13 protein-coding genes are annotated in these 19,836 nt (G+C 28.8%); 6 read left to right on the top strand and 7 right to left on the bottom strand.

Features of this window, described 5'->3' with window-relative positions:
• The first annotated feature begins 5 nt into the window (after window positions 1-5).
• A complete protein-coding gene (locus tag ACXLDF_RS11080) occupies window positions 6-4,805 on the top strand; it encodes a S8 family serine peptidase (protein ID WP_457558595.1) in 4,800 nt (1,599 codons plus the stop codon).
• A gap of 857 nt (window positions 4,806-5,662) precedes the next feature.
• On the opposite strand, the gene ACXLDF_RS11075 is transcribed toward ACXLDF_RS11080, so the two are convergent.
• Window positions 5,663-6,454 (bottom strand): hypothetical protein, encoded by a 792-nt coding sequence (locus tag ACXLDF_RS11075; RefSeq protein ID WP_457558594.1) that lies wholly within the window; start codon window positions 6,452-6,454, stop codon window positions 5,663-5,665.
• A gap of 215 nt (window positions 6,455-6,669) precedes the next feature.
• Here ACXLDF_RS11075 and ACXLDF_RS11070 point away from each other — a divergent pair, with 215 nt between their 5' ends.
• The gene (locus ACXLDF_RS11070) at window positions 6,670-7,857 is read left to right on the top strand and encodes an inositol-3-phosphate synthase (protein WP_457558593.1); all 1,188 of its coding nucleotides are present in this window, start codon (window positions 6,670-6,672) and stop codon (window positions 7,855-7,857) included.
• 75 nt (window positions 7,858-7,932) lie between these two features.
• Here ACXLDF_RS11070 and ACXLDF_RS11065 read toward each other — a convergent pair whose 3' ends face one another.
• On the bottom strand, window positions 7,933-9,660 hold the full coding sequence (locus ACXLDF_RS11065) for a cell envelope integrity TolA family protein (protein WP_457558592.1): 1,728 nt from the start codon (window positions 9,658-9,660) through the stop codon (window positions 7,933-7,935).
• Between the two features lie 306 nt (window positions 9,661-9,966).
• On the opposite strand from ACXLDF_RS11065, the gene ACXLDF_RS11060 reads away from it, so the two are divergent.
• Both ACXLDF_RS11060 and ACXLDF_RS11055 read left to right on the top strand, forming a co-directional pair.
• Entirely contained in the window at window positions 9,967-10,677 is a 711-nt protein-coding gene (locus ACXLDF_RS11060) for a hypothetical protein (protein ID WP_457558591.1), read from the top strand.
• A 117-nt stretch (window positions 10,678-10,794) separates the two neighbouring features.
• Complete coding sequence (locus ACXLDF_RS11055; protein ID WP_457558590.1) at window positions 10,795-11,202, top strand: hypothetical protein; 408 nt, start codon at window positions 10,795-10,797, stop codon at window positions 11,200-11,202.
• A 33-nt stretch (window positions 11,203-11,235) separates the two neighbouring features.
• On the opposite strand, the gene ACXLDF_RS11050 is transcribed toward ACXLDF_RS11055, so the two are convergent.
• From ACXLDF_RS11050 to ACXLDF_RS11030, 5 genes are all read right to left on the bottom strand, one after another.
• Window positions 11,236-13,821 carry an ATP-binding cassette domain-containing protein gene (locus tag ACXLDF_RS11050; protein WP_457558589.1) on the bottom strand — a complete coding sequence of 862 codons (2,586 nt, stop codon included), beginning with the start codon at window positions 13,819-13,821 and terminating at the stop codon, window positions 11,236-11,238.
• 78 nt (window positions 13,822-13,899) lie between these two features.
• A complete protein-coding gene (locus tag ACXLDF_RS11045; RefSeq protein WP_457558588.1) occupies window positions 13,900-14,547 on the bottom strand; it encodes a hypothetical protein in 648 nt (215 codons plus the stop codon).
• Window positions 14,548-14,562: 15 nt separating this feature from the next.
• The gene (locus ACXLDF_RS11040; RefSeq protein WP_457558587.1) at window positions 14,563-15,189 is read right to left on the bottom strand and encodes a hypothetical protein; all 627 of its coding nucleotides are present in this window, start codon (window positions 15,187-15,189) and stop codon (window positions 14,563-14,565) included.
• 70 nt (window positions 15,190-15,259) lie between these two features.
• The gene (locus ACXLDF_RS11035) at window positions 15,260-16,078 is read right to left on the bottom strand and encodes a hypothetical protein (protein WP_457558586.1); all 819 of its coding nucleotides are present in this window, start codon (window positions 16,076-16,078) and stop codon (window positions 15,260-15,262) included.
• A gap of 125 nt (window positions 16,079-16,203) precedes the next feature.
• Window positions 16,204-17,406: a hypothetical protein gene (locus ACXLDF_RS11030; protein ID WP_457558585.1), complete on the bottom strand. Its 1,203-nt coding sequence runs from the start codon at window positions 17,404-17,406 to the stop codon at window positions 16,204-16,206.
• A gap of 376 nt (window positions 17,407-17,782) precedes the next feature.
• Here ACXLDF_RS11030 and ACXLDF_RS11025 point away from each other — a divergent pair, with 376 nt between their 5' ends.
• Together ACXLDF_RS11025 and ACXLDF_RS11020 are read left to right on the top strand one after the other, a co-directional pair.
• Window positions 17,783-18,982, top strand: a complete 1,200-nt coding sequence (locus ACXLDF_RS11025) for a (Fe-S)-binding protein (RefSeq protein WP_457558584.1) — start codon at window positions 17,783-17,785, stop codon at window positions 18,980-18,982.
• A 249-nt stretch (window positions 18,983-19,231) separates the two neighbouring features.
• On the top strand, window positions 19,232-19,669 hold the full coding sequence (locus tag ACXLDF_RS11020; RefSeq protein WP_457558583.1) for a peroxiredoxin: 438 nt from the start codon (window positions 19,232-19,234) through the stop codon (window positions 19,667-19,669).
• The last annotated feature ends 167 nt before the right edge of the window (window positions 19,670-19,836 follow it).

The following is a 19,836-nucleotide window of genomic DNA, read 5'->3' as shown; positions in this document are numbered from 1 at the left end:
AAAAAATGAAAATTAAAATATTTAGAATGATAATAATAATATTTCTGGTTATAGGGACTTCATTTGGATTCAATAGTATAGAAGTATATGACAATATTTCTGGAGATAAGATGGATATTAAACAAATTAAACAATATCCATTTTTTGATCCAAAATTAGAGGAACTTTCGAAGAGATCCGACAATTTAGAAGAAATAATCTCCGTCATTATTACAAGCCAGCCAAAAAATTTTGAAAGAATGAATAATATTTTGCAATCTAATAATATTGAAATTGTCTCAAGTTTTCAAGAATTCTCGAGTGTTGAAGTTAAATGTAAATTTTCAGAAATCATTCATTTGAAATTTAACTCCTATATCTCTGGGATTTATTACAATCTCCCACAAAAAGTTTCTTTTAATAGGGAAATTAAGTTATTGTCAGATAACAATCGAATCCCATATAATAGTGCTGAAGAAAATTTTTCATCAAGTTTCAATTTATCAGCATTTTTAGATCGCCAAAATTTAGCAGATTCATTAGGAATCCAGATTAATCAGACATATGGAAAAAATACTGTAATTGCAGTTTTGGACGCTGGGGTTGATGGATCTGTTAAAAAAATGAACCAATATGAAGAATTTAACTTAGATATCAATGGTTTTATTGAAAATTATGAACGACAGTTTATAAATCAAATTTCAGAAAATCAAACTGTTAATTTAAATATTTTGGCTGATGAAAGTTTCGTCCCCCACGATCCAATGCCATATCTTGATATTTCTGGAACAGGTACCAATTTTGCTGGGATTGCTGCAGGATTGGGAAAAAATAACTTTTCATATGTTGGAGTGGCTACTAACGCTTCGATTTTAAACGTTAAAATTCTCGATTATTTGGGTCTTACTTACTATTCTTTTATTCTTTCAGGGTTACACTGGAGTCTAGTTCATGATGCTGATATTATCATGATTCCATGGTCTTTTCCAGGATATAACGACGATCCGATATGTTTGGCTGTGGATGCTTTAGTGGAAAAAGGAGTGGTTGTTATTACCGCGGCTGGTGATGACGGACCATCTTTTACTTCACTTTTTTCACCAGCTCAATCTAAACGAGCAATTCGAGTAGGGGCTTATGATCCAAACATTAAGGATGTTGCTAATTTTAGTAGTCGAGGATCAACATTTGATATGCGCCAAGGTATTGATCTAATTGCCCCAGGTGTAAACATTGCTGCCCCAGTTTCTTCTCAAGTAAGTCAAACAGAAAATTTTACACTTGTTTCTGGAACTGGTGCTTCTACTGCAATCGTTGCGGGGATCTCTGCTATATTATTATCAATCTTTCCATCAGTAACTCCCGATCTATTGAAAATTGCTTTGATGAAAAGCGCTCAACCGACATCATTGTCAGCCATAACAAATAGTGAAGGATTCGGGCTAGTTAATCTAACCGCTGCTGCAATATATCTACAATCATACATAGATTCTCCTGATTTTTTCGAAACACGTATTCAATCTGATTCACAATTCCCAGGTTTTATTCTTAATGCGGATATATTCGATCTTGCAGGTCTTTCAGTTCCTCGAATTTTTAATAATGATCGATTTAGTATTTTGGGGATAACAGGAAGTTATGCTTTATTACTAGCCTTTGCAATTTTTAATAAAACACACGTTGAAAGTAATTTTGAAAATCTATTACCAGATCTTCATCTTCCAATGGCCAGTTACGGCTTTAGTTATAACGATACATATGTGAATTTTGAAGAACTTTATGTTGCCAAAGAAATGGATATGATCACAAAATTATACGATGCATCTTTATACACAAGATATTCCAGCGTGCTAAATTACGATGACCAATTATATATTTCAGTTATTATTGAATCATGGAGTTATACATTTCAATCAAATTTAAATCTCACAGCCGCACCTGGAGATTGGGAGAATTTTTTTGGAATAAATTTTACAGGGAGAGTTCCTGCATTTAAAATTTCATTTGGATTCATTAACACTGGTGATAATTTTTACAATAATCTTACAGTTCATGCTGTATTTAAAGCCGATATGTACTTAAATGAAAAAGGCATTCAGAATTTTAACGATATTCAATTTTCAGAAATAATGAATGCTGGAAATGATGATCTTTTTGAATATGATGCAGAACACCAAATGATAACTGTTAGAGATCAATATACTGAAGGTGATAATGCGACGGGTGAATGGACTATGATGGGTTATAATTCGACCAGTCATGCATTAACTGGATGGGAGATTAATAAAACAGATAATATTTTTAATACTTTATTTTCAGGAAAGATACCAAATTATTCCAATTCGAGTGATCCTGATGTTAATCTTGGTTTAGAAGATTTCGGATTCCAACAATCATGGTTTATTTGTGAAAAATTAGAACCGTTTGGAATTGAAAAATTCGAATCAATTTTAGGAATTGGAAAAGGTTATTCAGAATTCCAATCCTATGAAAGTATGCGTCACGGTTTTGATCGGATTATTAATAATATTACAATTCCAGAAATTAAAGATCTGGCTGTTGTTTCTACGAACACCCCGCGAATGAATACTGTAAAGCAAAATTTCCATTCTGATGTGAAAATAATTAATCTAGGAAATATTCCTATAAATGATACCGAAATTTATTTTGTATCAAATTTTACTTCTGGAAATGATGAAGGTGAAGTTATTTCAAAAGTATTTCAAATTCACAGAATTAATCCGTTGGAAATCTTAAGTTATTCCGCAGATTGGATTCCAACGCGGACGGGAGTATTTACTGTTAGCTGGAGGATTTCAGGAATTTCAAGTTTGTGGAGTGAAGGTGATGACATTCCTTTAAATGATTTTCTTTCTAGAGTGTGTGTTATTTATGATTATTCGTCATTATCGGATGATATTACAGATCTTATCCTTATTACACCCAATTATTTCCCTTTAGAGCCTTTTATTGTAAAATATACTGGTGATGTTGCCATGGCAAATTTGACAGTGCTTTCCCCTCTCCCATTAGAAGAAGTTACTTTTAGCTTATCTGGATTAAGTTCATCAATGATTGATTTAGAATATAATTCCTGTAATACATCTTCAGTTTATACTCAAGTGGGAATTAAGCTTTTTGTTCCCCTTGCATATCAACCAAATCCACATTTAGTGAATTTGCATATAACAACAAATCAAAGAAAAGGAAAATTCGTTTTACCTATTCAATTTCAATTGCAAGAAAATTTGGGTAGGGTTATGTTTGATGGACTCCATAATCAAATTATTCCTGATTTTGAAATCGGAGGTTCTGGATTATCTGATCTAAGCATGGATCTTGAAGGGAATTCTCTTTCTGGAGGTTTTTCATTGAGTGATTTTCTATCAGAACGTTTAGAGACTTTATATGGAAATTACTATTCTTTACATGCTACTTTATCAAATAGCCTTTTTTCTGAACAAAAAGGAATTGCAATGATGCAGATAATAAAAGGACTTGATTTTAAAAGTATGATGGGAGATTCTTTCAATTTTAATAACACTGAAACCAGCGGAAATAATTCTTTACTAATGGAACAGATTTTTCACGGAGATAATTTCTTTAAATTCTCAGAAAACTTTTCTTCTGATTATTATTGCTATGATCTTATAAAATTCTTTGATGGCATTATCTTTGCAAATCCTGAGGTTAATTTTACTGTGAATGAACTCGTAGCTCTTGAGAAATTTATGCAATTAGGGGGATCTATTTTTATATTCACAGAAAATAACAATAAAAGTAATACTACTGTACTTAATCAGCTATTATCTTTAGGAAACCTTACTTTGGGCCAACAATATAATGGAAGTCTTTCTATTACGGATTTCTCTTCAATACCAAGTAAAATTAGTGCAAATATATCAAAAATCAATTTACTAGATCCGATTCAAATTGTTTCAACCTCTAATTCAACAAATCCCACATATCTTATTCCAAATTATTTGGCTGTTTCAAATGTTGGTCGGGGAAAAATGATAGCATTTGGTGATAATGATATCATTACCCAAAATACGATAGTTCAAAATGATCATATGCAATTTATTTATAATTTGGTTAACTTTGCATTGGATGTTAGATTTGATTGGGATGCTGGTTTGACTTCAGATGTAATTAAGTATGGAGAAAACTCGTATCTTAAGATTAATTTACAAAATGCGGATCTTCAATATTTACTAGAAGAAGACTTTCTCGCTTTGGTTTCATGTGTTGATGATTTTGGTATTGAGGTTCCCATGCAGCTATTTGATCATGATAGTCCGATATTACCAATGATGAAAACAAATTCTACTGCATATTACGCAAAAATTGAATCAACTTGGATTCCCAAACTACTGGATTCATCGAATTCAACTGGTATATGGGTAAACTTAATTATCGATTCACCCCTAGCTTTGACAGAAACTCTCAGTTTTCATCTTATAATTCGAGGGGAAGTAACTGAGAACGAATGGTCCATTTATCAACCTCCACCAAAGGCTTATTCCGATTTATTTGAAATATTGTTTTTAGCGATTATACTACTTAGTATTGTCATATTCTGGCGTTCTTCAAATGTTAAATGGCGACTTCGCCACCGATATGTAAATGTAAGTGACAAAATGCAAAATGAAGTTAAAACCAGCCTTTCTTCATTACAATTATCTTTGAATCAGATTTCTACAGGGATTCAAAATTCGAAATTTGATGAATTAGAAAAAATCCGAGTAATTTTGGGTAACGAAAATAAAATTACCGAATTATTTAAAGAAATTCATGAAATAGCAGAAGAATTGGGAGAACGATAATTTATAAAAATTTTTCTCCAAAAATAAAAAATTAAACCAATATTGGTATTTTTTTTATAATAAAAGAAACTTATTTTCACTAAAAAAGGGAAACACTCATGAGCATAGTTATTAAATTGAAAATACTTAAAATATTATATTTTACGTTTTTTACTGCTTTAATTTTAGGATCAATTTCAGTTTTGGTCTATAATTCATTGTATTTAAAATTAAATCTCACACTTTTTGTATTATATTCCATAATTTTTTGTGTGGGGGTTATAGGGATACTTAAATGGAGGAAAAAGCGAAAAAAAAATCAAATATCATACGAATCACTTCAGAGTTCTTATAGCGTGAATTGAAAGAAATGATTTGTTTTTAAAAAAGTTCTTTTAAAAAGAATGCCAGTATCATAGATTTGTATTTCTATAATAATTATCTATGTAATTCGATGAATTTTAGTCATTCTTTAAAGATAATAAAATTAGTGAGGATAAGTATCGTTCATCTTTAAAAATAATAAGAATGATTTTTAATAACAAAATCAGTTAAGAAAAATGTGAAAAAAACTTATTCGCACCGAATAGGTATTAATCATGATTATAAATTTGAAGATAGAATAAAGTCAGAATATAGATTTTAAAATCTCCTAAAAAATAAAAAAACCTGAATGTAATAAAAAAATAATGAAATATGGATATAAACTCCTTAAAAATAATTAATCGTTTTATCAAAAAAAAAAAGTTTAGCTATTTTTCCAGATATAAAAGAGAGAAATTTATATATGGGAATTCTTGTTTTTTATATGTCTTCTTTCAAATTACTCCGAAGTTCATCATATTGATTATGATACAATATCTTGCTTTTTTAATTGCTCATTTCTCTTTTCGTTTGTAACCTTCGATAACTAAGTTTTGCAATTCTATCTTCTTTTCTAGTTCTTTTGTTCTCTTTTCCATGTTTTTAATCAAATTTTCTAATTCATTAACTCGATTTTCTTTATTTTTAAGGTTATTTTTCAAATTATTATTTTCTTTTAAAAGTTCTTCTTTTTGGGTAAAAAGATTGGTGATTTCTTGTTGTAATTGTTGAATTCCTTTATCAATATCTGAGTATTTTTCATTTTTAGCGATAATTTGTTCTAATTTTGAACGAAGTTGATCAATGATTTTTTCATATTCTATAGATTGTTGTTCGAATTTTTGTTTAAATTGCTTTTCCATTTCTTTAATTTGATTTTTTAAATTTTTATTTTGAACTAGAACTGCTTCGATTTGTTCTTCTGCTTCTACTTGTGTTCTCAATGCATTCTGCTGCAACGCTTGGTTTTCTTCCTTCATTGATTCAATTTCTAACTTTAATTGCATAATTTCTTCTCTTAATGCTTCATTTGGAGTATCGAGTTCGATTTCATGAATTAATGTTGTTTCATTTAATGGTTTGTTCATTAACAAAAATTGATATAGTCGTAATAAATTTCGAGCTGTAATCTCTGCTTTTTTTTCAAAATCTAAATTAGAATATATTTTTTGATTTTTTGATGAACTAGACGTTTTTTTTGGTTCTGGGGGTATAGGAAGATTAGCTTTTGATTTACCTGAAGAAATCTTTCTTGATGTTTTTGCTGTGTGGGTTTTCTTTTTTGAAGTAGATTTTTTGGGATTCACTGCGCTTCTTTCCTTATGTTATGAATTTTTAATTATATTTTACTAAATCTTACTTTGATTTTTCACCTTTTTTATTTTTTGTTTAATTAATGCATAATTTTATCAATTTGTTTTTTCTTCATTCTAAAAAGCGAATTCTAAAAACGTGAATTATCAGTAACAATTTTTAATGATAGTAACATAGAATTTACATATCATATAAAATAGGGATGGTTATGCCAACAAAAGTAAATGATGATGAATTACTGCGTTATCTTGAAGATCATACATATGATGAAACTATGGAGCATTTTGGTATCAGTAGAATGACTATAGCCCGAATTCGAAAACGTAACAAAATCAAATTCTCTCCTAATAAAATTAAATTAGCAATAGTGGGAATAGGAAATGCTGCATCTGCACTTATTCAGGGAATTGAATATTATAAAGCTCGGGGTAATAATATGGGATTACTTCATCCAATTTTAGCCGGATACCATATTTCCGATATAGAAATCGTTGCAGCTTATGATATTTCAGAGAAAAAGGTAGGAAAAGATCTTAGTGATGCAGTTTTTGAAAATGAACTTTCTCATTATATTGATCTTCCAAAGATGAATGTAATAGTAGAGATGGGAGAATTATTGGATGGTGTAATTGATCAAACTAGAAAAATAATCAAACCTGCAAACTTTAATCCTGTTGATATTGCAGAATCCTTAAAAAGAAGTGAAGCTGAAATTTTACTGTGTCTATTGCCATCTGGTGCTGATAAAGCTGTGAATTTTTATGCTCAAAAAGCTTTAGATGCTGGATGTGCATTTATTAATGGTACACCTTCATCTATTGCTACGAATAAGATTTTAGCTAGAAAATTCTACAATAAGGGGTTACCACTTATTGGAGATGATTTACAAGATCAGTTTGGTGCTACTATTGTCCACAAATTGATTTTACAGCAAATGATACGCCAAGGTATAGATATAAAGGAAAGTTATGCTTTAGATGTGGGAGGGGGGGCTGAAAGCTTAAACACAATTTATCGTTCTCGCGAAATAAAACGGGAAATTAAAAGTGAAACTGTATCTTCTTCTTTAAACATTAATGCACCAATTGTAGCTGGAACATCTGATTATGTTCCTCATTTGAAAAATGGTCGAAATTCTATGCTTTGGATTGTTGGAAAAGGATTTTTGGGTAATGAAGTGATATTGGATATTAAAATTCAATCTCAAGATGGACCAAATGGAGGTAGTGTTTTAGCTGATGTAATTAGGGCAACAAAAATTGCTTTATTGCAAGGTGAAGCAGGTGCTATAAATGAAATTTCATGTTATGGTTTTAAACATCCTCCTCGAGGTACAGAAACTCCCGAAATTGCTTTGAAAATGTTGGCAGATTTTGTTTTAGGAAGAAAACAGTAAAAAATTGTTGTTTTTTTTCCAAAAAATATAAATGCTAATATAAATTCACTTTTTTTCTTTATATTATTAAGTACCTTATTTAGTATTAAACAATCCTGGAAAATAGAATTTTTCGCGTTGATTATATTTAATCAGATTATGTTCATAAAGAAATTTAATCAATCCTTCAAGTTTTTTAATTGACCAACCAAGAGCTTGTTCCAATTCATTATAATTCATTTCACCATGAAGGATAAATTGCTTAATAAGAATTTCCATTTCATCTGTAATTCCTATTTTTTCATAGATAAAGACTTGAACTCCACTTTGTTCAAAAGTTTTAAGGAATATCTTTCGAATTTTAAGTTCTTCTATTAGATCTTTCCATTTTTCATCTGAAATTTGCCTAATTCCTTCTTGATTGCAATAATATTGAAGAGCTTGAAAAACAATTAATCCTCCTGTCATTTTCTTGAAATTTTCTAAGGTTTGCTGAACAATCAGAATCATATCATCAAATTCTGGGTTAGATTTCATAAATGAAGATAACTTTGTTTTTTCTTTTGCCACTGTTTTTGTTTTTTTTGGAAGAGTTTGAATTTTTGGTCGTGGCATTGATTTTATTTTTTTAATTCGTTCCAATTCTTCTTGTTCAGTGAGCTTTTCTGCAACTTTTCTGGCATTTTCTGCTTCTTTCTTAGCTTTTAAACGAGCTTCTTGCAACATTTTATCTTGTTTTTCTTTTATTCTTATTTTTTCTTTCTTTTTTTGTTTCTCCTTAAGCGATTGTTCAAATTTCAGTTTTTCTTCTGCAAGTTTTGCTGCTTTTAATTCCTTTTCTCTTTTAATTTGTTCAATTTTCTCAAATTGAGAATGTAATTCTTGGAATTCATCTTCAGAAATTAAACCAGGAGCTATTAATACATCATCGTTTTGGTAAATATATTGTTTTTTGATTAATCCATCGATAATTTCGTTTAAATAATTTGATTTCCATTGAGTAAATTTTAATATTTTCTTAAAAGTAGTCGGAAAATTATTTGCCATATAGAAAAAGATTACTTTTTCAGGAACAGATAGATCAATTGGTATATTTGAGAAATTTAAAAGAGTTGTCATTTCATTAATCAAAACAATTTCTTTGATGATTTCAACTTCTTTCATAATCTTTAAAGTTTCTCTAAAATTATCATGAGAAAGGTTCTTTATTGTTTGAAGTGCATAACTTTCTAATTTTTCCGCTTGTATAAATGGTAATTTTTTAAATTCACGATTCTTGATTATTTTTTGAAGTTTTTGAGAAATTGAATCATAAAACATACCAACTCCCATATCAATCTTTTTGTTTTCATCTGGATGGTAATGACTCAAATCAAGTGATTCTAAAGATTCAATGGTATGCATAAGATTTTGAAGATCAATTTGTTGCTCAGATGAAGTTCTGGGAGTTGCATCAAATAAATCTTCATTAAATTCGCTATATAATCGTTCACCTTCTGAAATCAACTGTTCTTCAGCAGGTTGAATTGCCAAAGGACTAATTATAACTGGAGTTGATGAAATTGATTCACTGATCGTATTCTCTACTTGTGCAATTTGTTCTTGAATTGCAACCATCTCTCGTTCTTTTAATAAATCATCTAATGTCTCTGATTCATCAAGTTTGGTTGAAGAACTCGTTTGATCTTCCGAAAAAGATTGTTTTAAATGAAATTTACTCTCATTTAATTGCTTTTTTCGAAAGAATTGACTGATCAGTAAATAAATATAATATACAATAATTAATCCAATAGAAATCATAAATTCAATACGAATTGATACCATTTTCAACAAGGTTACTTTAGCGGGAACTTTTATTATTATTTCCTTCCGAAATACATTTAAGAGTATTTTCGTTTGTATATGAATAGTTATTATTTAATAAAATATTTAATAAATTTACAAATGAAATTTTAAGATATGTTCTCTATGGAAATTGTGTTTTTTTCAAAAAAGTATCAAAATTTATCCTATTTTGATGCACTGATGAATGACACTTAGATTGAGGGAAATATCATGATCAGCTTCTTGTATAAAATAAGATAAATATAATTACTTAGTTTAAAATACATAATAAATGGTGAATTTTTGATGGCAGAAACCCAAGAAAATATAGGCGATAAGAATTTCGATATTGTTGAACAAGCAAAAAAAGCCTTTAAAGATGGAAATTTTCAAACTGCAATCGATCTCTTTAAACAATCAATTGAAATTTGTGAATCTCAAAATTGGATAGATGGAGTTCGATATGCTAAAGGAATGATTGAAGATGCTCTAGAAATGATAAGAATACAGAAAGAAGAAGCGAAATTTCTTGAACATGAAAAAGAACAAGAACAACAAGAACAAGAAATTCTAAATAAAGATTTTGAAAGTGAACAAAAAACTAGTGAGCAACAAAACAAAATAGAAGAGCAAAAAGAAATTGAAAAACAAAAGAAAATAGAAGAGCAGAAAAAAAAAGTGAAACAAAAAAGAATTGATGAAGAAAAAAGAAAAGAAGAGCAGAAGAAATTAGAAGAACAAAAGAAATTGGAAGAATTAAAGAAAAAAGAAGAGCAGAAGAAAATAGAAGAGCAAAAGAAAAATAAGATAGAACATCAACCAGATACAGATAAAAAACTAAAAATTTACGTTCAAAAAGGATCTGGTCGATTACAGTGCCCTGTTTGTGATAATAATAAAAGAAACATGATTCGTGAAGTCATAGATAAAGATCATATAATTATGGATTATCCAATAATTTATGGAAAGAAATATATTTGTGGAAAATGTGGTGCTCAATGGAGACGTGAAGAATAACTATTATTCTTCTTTTGTTTTTTTCCCTTTTTATTTATGATAAATTATTCCATTTTCTTAGAATTATATTTCACAACAAACCCAAAACCAATTAAAAAAACATTCTTTTTTATTAATATGAGTATAAAAAATTTTATATTATCTTATTTTAAGCCAGATTCATCACAAGATGAACCAAAGACCTTTACAGACTACTATTATTTTATCATTTCATCAATTATTCTATTATTTGTTGTTACAATTATCATTTTAAATACTATTTTTAAACATTGGGCTTTTATTTTCATAATAATTATTCCAATTGCTTTTTTCATTTTTGAAGTCTATATATTTTCGAAAAAAAGAAGTTCTCTTCGAGTCTCGGCTTTATTTGTTACATTATTAGGATATATCATGCTTTTTAGCTTATATTTTAATCAAATCCCTCATGTTATAGTTATTATTTTTATTGTCTTAACTATCTTAATTTTCTGGAAAAATTATCGAGATACTCGATTTCCTAATCAAAATAAGAGAATCAAATAGAACAAAAATTTTTTAATTCTTTTTATTATATTTTTAAAATATTATTTCAAATATTGAAAAAAGAGAAGGAATTTCTATTTTTAGAGAAGATAAGCCATTAAATAAAATAAAAAGAATTGTTAATCCAAATATTGATATAATAAGAAAAAACCATTCGTGCCAATCCCATTTGACATGATGAAGATTGGTTCGGTATGGAAAAGCACCAAATCCTCTGGATTCAATAGTCATTGCTGTTATTTTTGTCTTTCTTAAAATTGAGATTAGTAAAGTTGAAATTTGCTGAATGATATGTCTATAAATTTTTTTAATTGAACTTCCTTTTTTAATGCCAAAACCACGCAATGTTTGAGCTATTTCAATAGTATTTGATTCTTTTTCTATTAGAGGGATATATCGCATTCCAATCATAAAAGCAAAAACAAATCGATAAGGAATACCAATTTGAATTAATGAAAAAATAATATCTTTTGGTGTGGAAGTTTTAGTAAATATAACTCCTGTAGAAATCAGAATTAGAATAATAATTCCAGTTCTTAATGAGTAGTAAAAAGCAAGGCGTCTTACAGGTAAATTGGGAGTAAAGAAATAAAATAAAATTTGATCATCTGATGTGAAATCTGCTGAAAATAGCGTATTTAGTGGAATATAGATAATAGTTAAAATAAATATCCAGCGAATTTGACGCAATAATCTTACTGTTGAAATATCACCAGTTTTTGCCAAAATAAGTATTGCGATATAGGAAAATATGAGTACAAGAATGCTTTTAGAAGTAAATAAAAATCCTGTAAAGAAAATTAGTGCGATTATTTTTGCAACTGGATTTAGTCTGTGAAGCCAATTATTTGATGGAGTATATTGGTCCTGTTGATAAAGGAAATGCTCTATACGTTTAATTTTTCTCGTTTTAGAATGATTCTGTTTTTCTTTCGATATTTTTATTTTTTTTGGAATTTGATTATAACTTTCTTTCTTATATTCTTTCTTAAACTTTGAATCTTTTTTCAATTCATCTAAATTTAGAATTCGGGTGCAATTGGTCTCGAGTAATTTTCGATCGTGAGATACAATTACAATTGTCTTTCCTTCTTGATGAAATTCTTTCAAAATGTGAAATATTTGTTGAACAGCACTAGCATCTTGACCAATGAATGGTTCATCAATAAGCAAAATTTCAGGAGAATAACTAAAAATTGATGCCAAATTTAACCTTCTTTTCTGTCCCCAACTTAAATTGAAAGGATTTCGATTTTCAAGAGATTTCAGATCATTTCTATATTCTCCAATTAATGGTAATAGGTTTGAGAGAATTTCTTTTTCATTAATATTTGCTAATCTAGAATTGTTTGATTTTTTGTTTTTTTTATCAAATAATTTAAAATTCCTAGGAGCGTAAAGTATCTCTTCATCTATTTTCATTTCAAAAATTTGATTTTCTGGATTTTGAAAAATAAATCCAATATTTGGGATGAATTCTTCTATATCATAGGCATTTAAAGAAATTCCATTATAAAGTATTTCCCCCTCGTTAGGTTCTAAAATATGAGCTAAAAGATATAATAGAGTTGTTTTACCACTTCCATTATCCCCCACGATGCCTAAAAATTCCCCTGGATATATTCTTAAAGAGAAATTATGGAAAACATAGTTTTGAGCACTAATTTTTTCCCGATAATAAGAATAAGTTATATTGTTAATTTCCATTATTGGTGTCTGTGTTATTATAGGAAGAATTGGCGTTTGAGTTAATGAATATTGTAGCTTATTTGTTTTTAGTAAAAATGAATCATCACGTAGGTATCTTGATTCTTGCATTCCAATCCAAGATTGATACTTTTTAAGATTATCATAAAAAACAAGAGTTCCTTTTGAATCAAGTATTAAAACTTTATCAAGTAAATCAGAAAACGGATTTAATCGATGTTCCACAATAATTATTGTCAACTTTGGATTATCTTTATGGATTTTTTTAAGAATGGAATAAAGCATCATTTCTCCTTTTTTATCTAAAAAAGCGAGAGGTTCATCCAAGATTAAAATTTCAGGAGACATAACCAAAACTGCGGCGATTACAACTTTTTGCATTTCACCTCCGCTTAAATGAAGAATTGGTCGATCTAAAAGGGATGATATTCCTAATGAATCTGCTATTTTTTCAACACGATTTCGAATTTCATCTTCTTCTAATTTTAAATTTTCCAAAACAAACGCCAATTCGTCATAAACCGTAAAAGTTACTAACTGTTCTTCTGCATTTTGAAAAATTACACCTATTCTTTTTGAAAGATCTTCAGGAAAGTGATCCCAAATGTCTTTTCCAAATATATGAATACTTCCAGACATTTGTCCTGTTATACTATAAGGAATTCTTCCTGAAATCGCATTACATAGTGTTGATTTTCCAGATCCACTAATTCCACCAATTAAAACAACTTCACCATAAGAAATTGAAAGTGTAATTTTTTTTAAGACAAATGGGGTATTTTCATTAGTACCATATCGAAAGGAAAAATTAGAAAAATGTATACATGAAGATAGTGTGCTTTTTTCTTTATTTAGTGGAACACTTGCATTTTGCAATGAAAAAATTCTCTTTTTTGTTTCAGAATTATGCATATTTTTACTTTCCACAAATTTTATGTATTTTTTTTATTAATATTGTACTGTCTTTAATTTTTTCATCTTTTCTTTAAATTAAATAATCTGAGCCGCTAAAATTCTATCCACAACTAATTTTGCAATCAACCCTGCAATTAAAAATCCGGATAGGAACCCAAACATGCATGACATCACAAATAAAGACCAATGTAAAATAAAAATTTTTCCAGTAATTATCCAAAAAAGAGGCACTTGAGAGAGGTTTCCTAAACCCGCAGCAAGACCCCAACCAAGTTTCGTATCACTTTCGCCAATTAATTGCATTATTGATAATCCAAAAAAAAGAAATAAACTTTCATAAAATGTAAATCCAATTTCTAAAACACTCCATTGAGATCCAAAGAGATAGTTAAGGAATCCTTGAATAATCGCCGTTAGAAATATTATTGGTTTTTTTTTTCTCAATCCATATGCAATCATCATCCATAATAAGCGGTGTCCACTGATCAATTGAGTTCCACCAACAAATGGATACCAAGTTTTTATCAATAGATCGAATTTTACTAAACCAGAAATAAACCCTCCCATAATCCCCAAGATCGAACCAATTAATAAATCTTCAGTAGAAAAGTAGTATTTACTATGTTTTCGACGCTTTTCTTGAATTATTTTTGAACGTGTTCCTGTTGGAATTAATGTGGATGCTTCTAAATCTTTGTTGCTTTTTTCAGAGTTATTTTGCATTTTAATTTATTCCTTTTAATAAAATTTTATTGCATCTAAATATTTTACGTTGAATTTACTGTTATGAACAAAATTTTGATTATATTTCTCAAAAATTTGTTGCATTTCATCACTTTCTGCTAATATTGTATATATTACACCTGATTTAAGAGGTCCATCACCACCTTCTGATTGAGGTGCAATTGGCTTTCCATCTATTTGAGTAATAATGAAAAATGCATCATGATTATTTTTTAGTAATGAAATTGGAATTTCAAAGGTTTTATATCCATCACTTGATTCAAATCTAAAATATTGTACGTCACTTAAATCTATTCGAAGTTTTTCAAGAATATCCCACAAAAGAACTGCAGAAATGGTGGTAATCATGGTATTATTAACTGAATTCAAGGTAAAATATGTTATATTTTCAACTCGAGCGAATGTTCCATTCATTAATTCTGAGATTCCGATAAATCTTTCTGATGGAATATTTCCATAAATTCTTAAGCACACAGAATCATGACATTCCCCATATTTTTGCTGAATTTCCTGATATTGTTCCCAATTATAGTAAAATAGACTTCCTAAAATTAACATGAAAATAGTTCCAGCTATAATTATATTTCGAGTGCGACTTTTTATGTGAAGACTTTGATTCATTTCCTCCTTCCTCCGCTTAATTTTGATTCTGTTATATTTCTGATTGTTATTCTGATCTATATTTCTACTCTTAATTTCTGGGTTGTTTTCTATTCTTTTTTTTATTAACTATTGTCACCAACATGATGATAAATGTAAATGAAAATATTTCTATCCATTCGCTATATCCAAGAATAGACAATTGGTTCTTTGTCTCTTTTATATCATTTATAGATGGATTATCATCGTTTTCAATTGTATTATTATAATTTAGATGAATTGTTGAAATTTCTATAGCAGATAGGTAATGAACATTGAAAAGTGAATTGTATACAAAATTTTCTCCAGATGCACCAAGTTCTTTAAACATTGCAATCATTTCTGAATCATTAACAATACTTTCATATAGAACATTGGATTCTATTGGACCCTTTGGCGGAACTTCTCCATTTTCTTCAGTTGTAATTATAACAGAATGTGTATTATTTTTCATGATTCGAATAGGAAAATAATAACTTTTATATCCATCATTTCCCACAAATCGAATATACGTTGCATTATCATTTAAAACATCCAAATTATTAAAGATAGAATACAGAAACACACCAGAAATTTGCAGATAATTCTTAGTTCCCATTTTATTCAACCAAGTAAAATTAAGATTCTTACAAGTTTCATATGTATTGTTTAATAGAGCCGTTTTGGATATATTGAATGATTCCATGACTCCATCACCATAAAAATGAAGAATTTGGTTATTGTAATAGTTTTCTAAATCTTCTATAGACGGATCATCAGAGTTTTCTTGATTAGATGATAAGATGAAGGCGTAATTTTGAGAAAAACTTGAATTTTCGTGAGTATTTATTTTAATACTTAAAGGAAATAAAAGAAAAATAGTCAGTTCCATAAAAATTAATATGGAAAAACTAAAAATACGAATTTTCTTAAAATCTAAATGGTTTCTCATGTTGATTTACCTTATTTATTATTTTTCTAAATTTTTAGGATTCATCTTTTTTTAATTAACGATGATCAAGCCATTTTGTTTTTCTTTTTTATTTTATTAAAAACTAAAGCAAAAATTCCAATGCTTACCATTCCAAGCATATTGAAAGTGTATCCTGGAATATTATTATTTTCTGATAATTCTGATGGAATAATTGTAATTTTAATCTCAATTACTCCTCCAATATAATTTTTCTTGCTTGCTCCTGGAATAATTAATTGATAGGGTCCCCGTGAAAATCCAAGATCTTCTCCATCTTTCTGAACCATTAACATTGCTTGTTTTCCTTCATTAGAAAGTTCAACTGCAGGATCATTAATCATTGTTCCAGTAAATCCATTCTCCATTTGCTCTTTAGTAAAAACCATATTTGCTCCATATCCATCATAAGCGATAAATGATATATTGTAGTTTTCATTAGTTATTTGGTGCATTAAGCTGGCAACTGTGAAGCCAGTTGAGAGTGATTTACTCCAACCATACCCGGATGCATTATCGAAATATCCCCATGTATAACTAGTAAAATTGACTGAATTTGTGTTATTTTGACTGTTGAAATAACCAACTTTTGTCCCATTTACCGTGAAGGTTAATGTCCAAGGATCTGTATAATCAATTGATCGAATATCTCTAATTTTTTGCTTTCCAATTATATTCTCTCCCCAGATATAAAAGTTTCCATAATCTGGATTGTAATCATGGAGCCATTGATTATTCCATGCAATCAGAATAATAGTAGCGTTGTCAGTCTCGGGATATTTAGAATAATCTGAGTCTGCCATTAAAAGTTGAGTTGTATTGATAACAAAACTGTATCCATCTCCAGCTTTAACTGTGAAATTAAAGATATCGTTCCAGCCAACAATTTCAAATAAATGTAATGGATTAAAGCCAATTACTGGGTAAAATCTTCCATCTTTTTCAATTGTATAGTTTTTCATTTGAAATGTATGATTTTCATAAGTTGTATAGTTAATAATTTGAGTCAAAGTAAATAATCTGGAGTGTTCTCCCTTATGAAGGGTGATGTTTGCATCTGGAATATCACCAGCTGGAAGAGTTATATTATTCCATAAATCATCGGCTGCGATTGGAAGGGGATTATATTTTGATGTCGATTTCATCTTCTCATTGGAGTATTGAATGTTAGATACAAATGTGTTGCTTAAAATCATTAATCCAACTGTAAATCCTAGTAATAGAGAATTAATTATAAATTTCTTCTTCATTTTTATCAAATCTCTTCAAATTTCTATGTTTTTCTATTTCTCAGATGGTTTGTATCAATATTTCTGAATTGTACTGACTTTCGTTATGAATGATGATACATAACGGTAAATAATATAAAAGCGACATATTTTTAAATTTTTTTCATTATTTTTCTGAGTCTTTTTACAATTTCGTCTAAAATTAGAAAAAAAACATCTGTTTTCTTGCATTAAACAACAATAATATGCATAGATACGTCTATTATATGAGAATCTATAGCCTTTTTAGAATATTTTTAAAAAATCAAGAAAATCCATAAAAAATTATGAAAATTCACGATAATTCACAAAATTAAATAAAAAGCTTTTAGAAGTCTGCCTCTCAAAATAACACATTATGGTAACTATTGATTCAAAATGTGTTCAACAATTGGTTATTTTTTGCAAAAACTGTGGGCAATGTTCACTTTCTTGTCCAACTCATTTTGTCGGGTTATTTAATCCATTAGGAGTGCTCAGAGATATTCAAATGGAAGGTCCAGAAGCTGCGATTTCAAATCAACCTATATTTAACTGTTTTACATGTAATCGCTGCATGGTAAATTGTCCTGGTTCAAATGAACATGAGGGGATGAGTTTTGGTGAATTAATTCGGGATTTGCGCACATATGCCTATGAAAATCAAATATTACCTAAAGATTATATTGAGTTTCCGGGAATTGCTACCATCTTAACTCACTCATCAGATTTTAAAGAATCTGCGACTAAATTGGAGGATATTCCTGATGTTGATGTTGTTTCTTATTTTTCAAACTCACATCATTTGAAAATTGCTTCAAAAGGTGAGATCGCATATTTTGCTGATGATCTTCCATTATATCTGCATAAATATCCTCAATATTCTCCTGAATTAATTGAAATTCCAATTAATGTGGTAAAAATTTTAAATCAAGTAGGAATTTCTCCAGTGGTAATAAATATGAAGCCGTTAGGGCATGATGATCACTGGGCAGGATTTAGTGATCAATTTAAAATTTTGGCAGAAGAGAATGTAAAAAGATATCGTGTTGCGGGTATAAAGCAAATTATTGTAGAATCTGCAGAAGCTTATCGGACGTGGAAATTCGATTATCCATCTGTAGTTTCTGATTGTGATTTCGAAGTTTATCACCTTAGTGAGTATTTAGAGAAATTTAACCTAATTCACAAATTAATTTTTAATTTCGATATCGATGTAAAAATAACAATTATGGATTCAAGTCGATTGGGTAGATTAGGTGGAAAAATTTATGAACCTCTCAGAAAAATTTTGAAATATTCGCAAGGCATATCAATTCATGAGTTAGAATCAAATCGAGATGATGCATATGATTGTGCGATTAGCATCCATTTTCCAGAAAATCAAGAAGTAAAAGAGATGGAAAATCAACGATTAAGAGAGATTATAGATGTTGGAGTTGATTATGTAGTAACAACTTCTCCAAAACAGATTATTCATTATTTACATGCTATTCGAAATTCTGATTTGAAGCAAAGTTCATTTCCTATTATTCAAGATTGGGCAGTGATGCTGAATCGTTTACTTTATAGACACTAATGATCAAAACTTTTATTTTTTCTATTTCTCTTAAAATTTCTTTTCAAATTTTAACATTTCATTTCAATTCTTGATTCTCATCTCAATTTTTAATTCTTTTAATTTTGCATTATCTTATTCTTTTATTTTTCGTTAATTATTATTAACAATTATTTTTACAAAAAATCATATTTTTTAAAAGCAGATTCTTTAATTCGTGAAGAATTCTAATTAATTTAATGAAATCTACTTTCATGGAGAATTAAAAATATGTTAAAAAAAGGTGAAAAAGTCCCAGAAAATATTGAATTATTCGATCAAAATGGAAAATTATGGAAATTATCTGATTTTATTGGAAAGCGAACTATCTTTTATACATATCCCAAAGATTCTACTCCTGGTTGCACAACTGAAGCTAAAAATTTTCGAGATTCGATAAAAGAATATGAGAATGCAAATATTCGAATTATTGGAATTAGTGCTGATTCTGTCAAATCTCATAAACGATTTGCTGAGAAACACAAGCTTCCTTTTATTTTATTATCTGATCCTGAAAAGAAATTTTTGAATATCTTAGGTTCACTTGAAGGAGGAAGGATAAAGAGAAGAACATGGATTATGGATGAACAAGGAAGAATTGAGAAAGTATTCGAAAAAGTTTCTGCTTCTAAGCATAATACTGAATTATGTGAATTTCTGCTTAATTAGCGAGATGAAATACAATTCAGATTTATTAGATAAAAGAAAAGTAGAACCTAAGTTTTTTGATCGATTTTTTCTTAGAAATTCTTCTTGTAAATGATTTTTATACCGAAATATTAGGATGACGTGAATAATTAGTTAAAAATTGATTTCAATTCTATTAATTTGTAGAG

Source organism: Candidatus Harpocratesius sp., assembly GCF_054039255.1.
The sequence above is the reverse complement of the archived record's forward strand: the minus strand, read 5'-3'. Positions and strand labels throughout refer to the sequence as shown.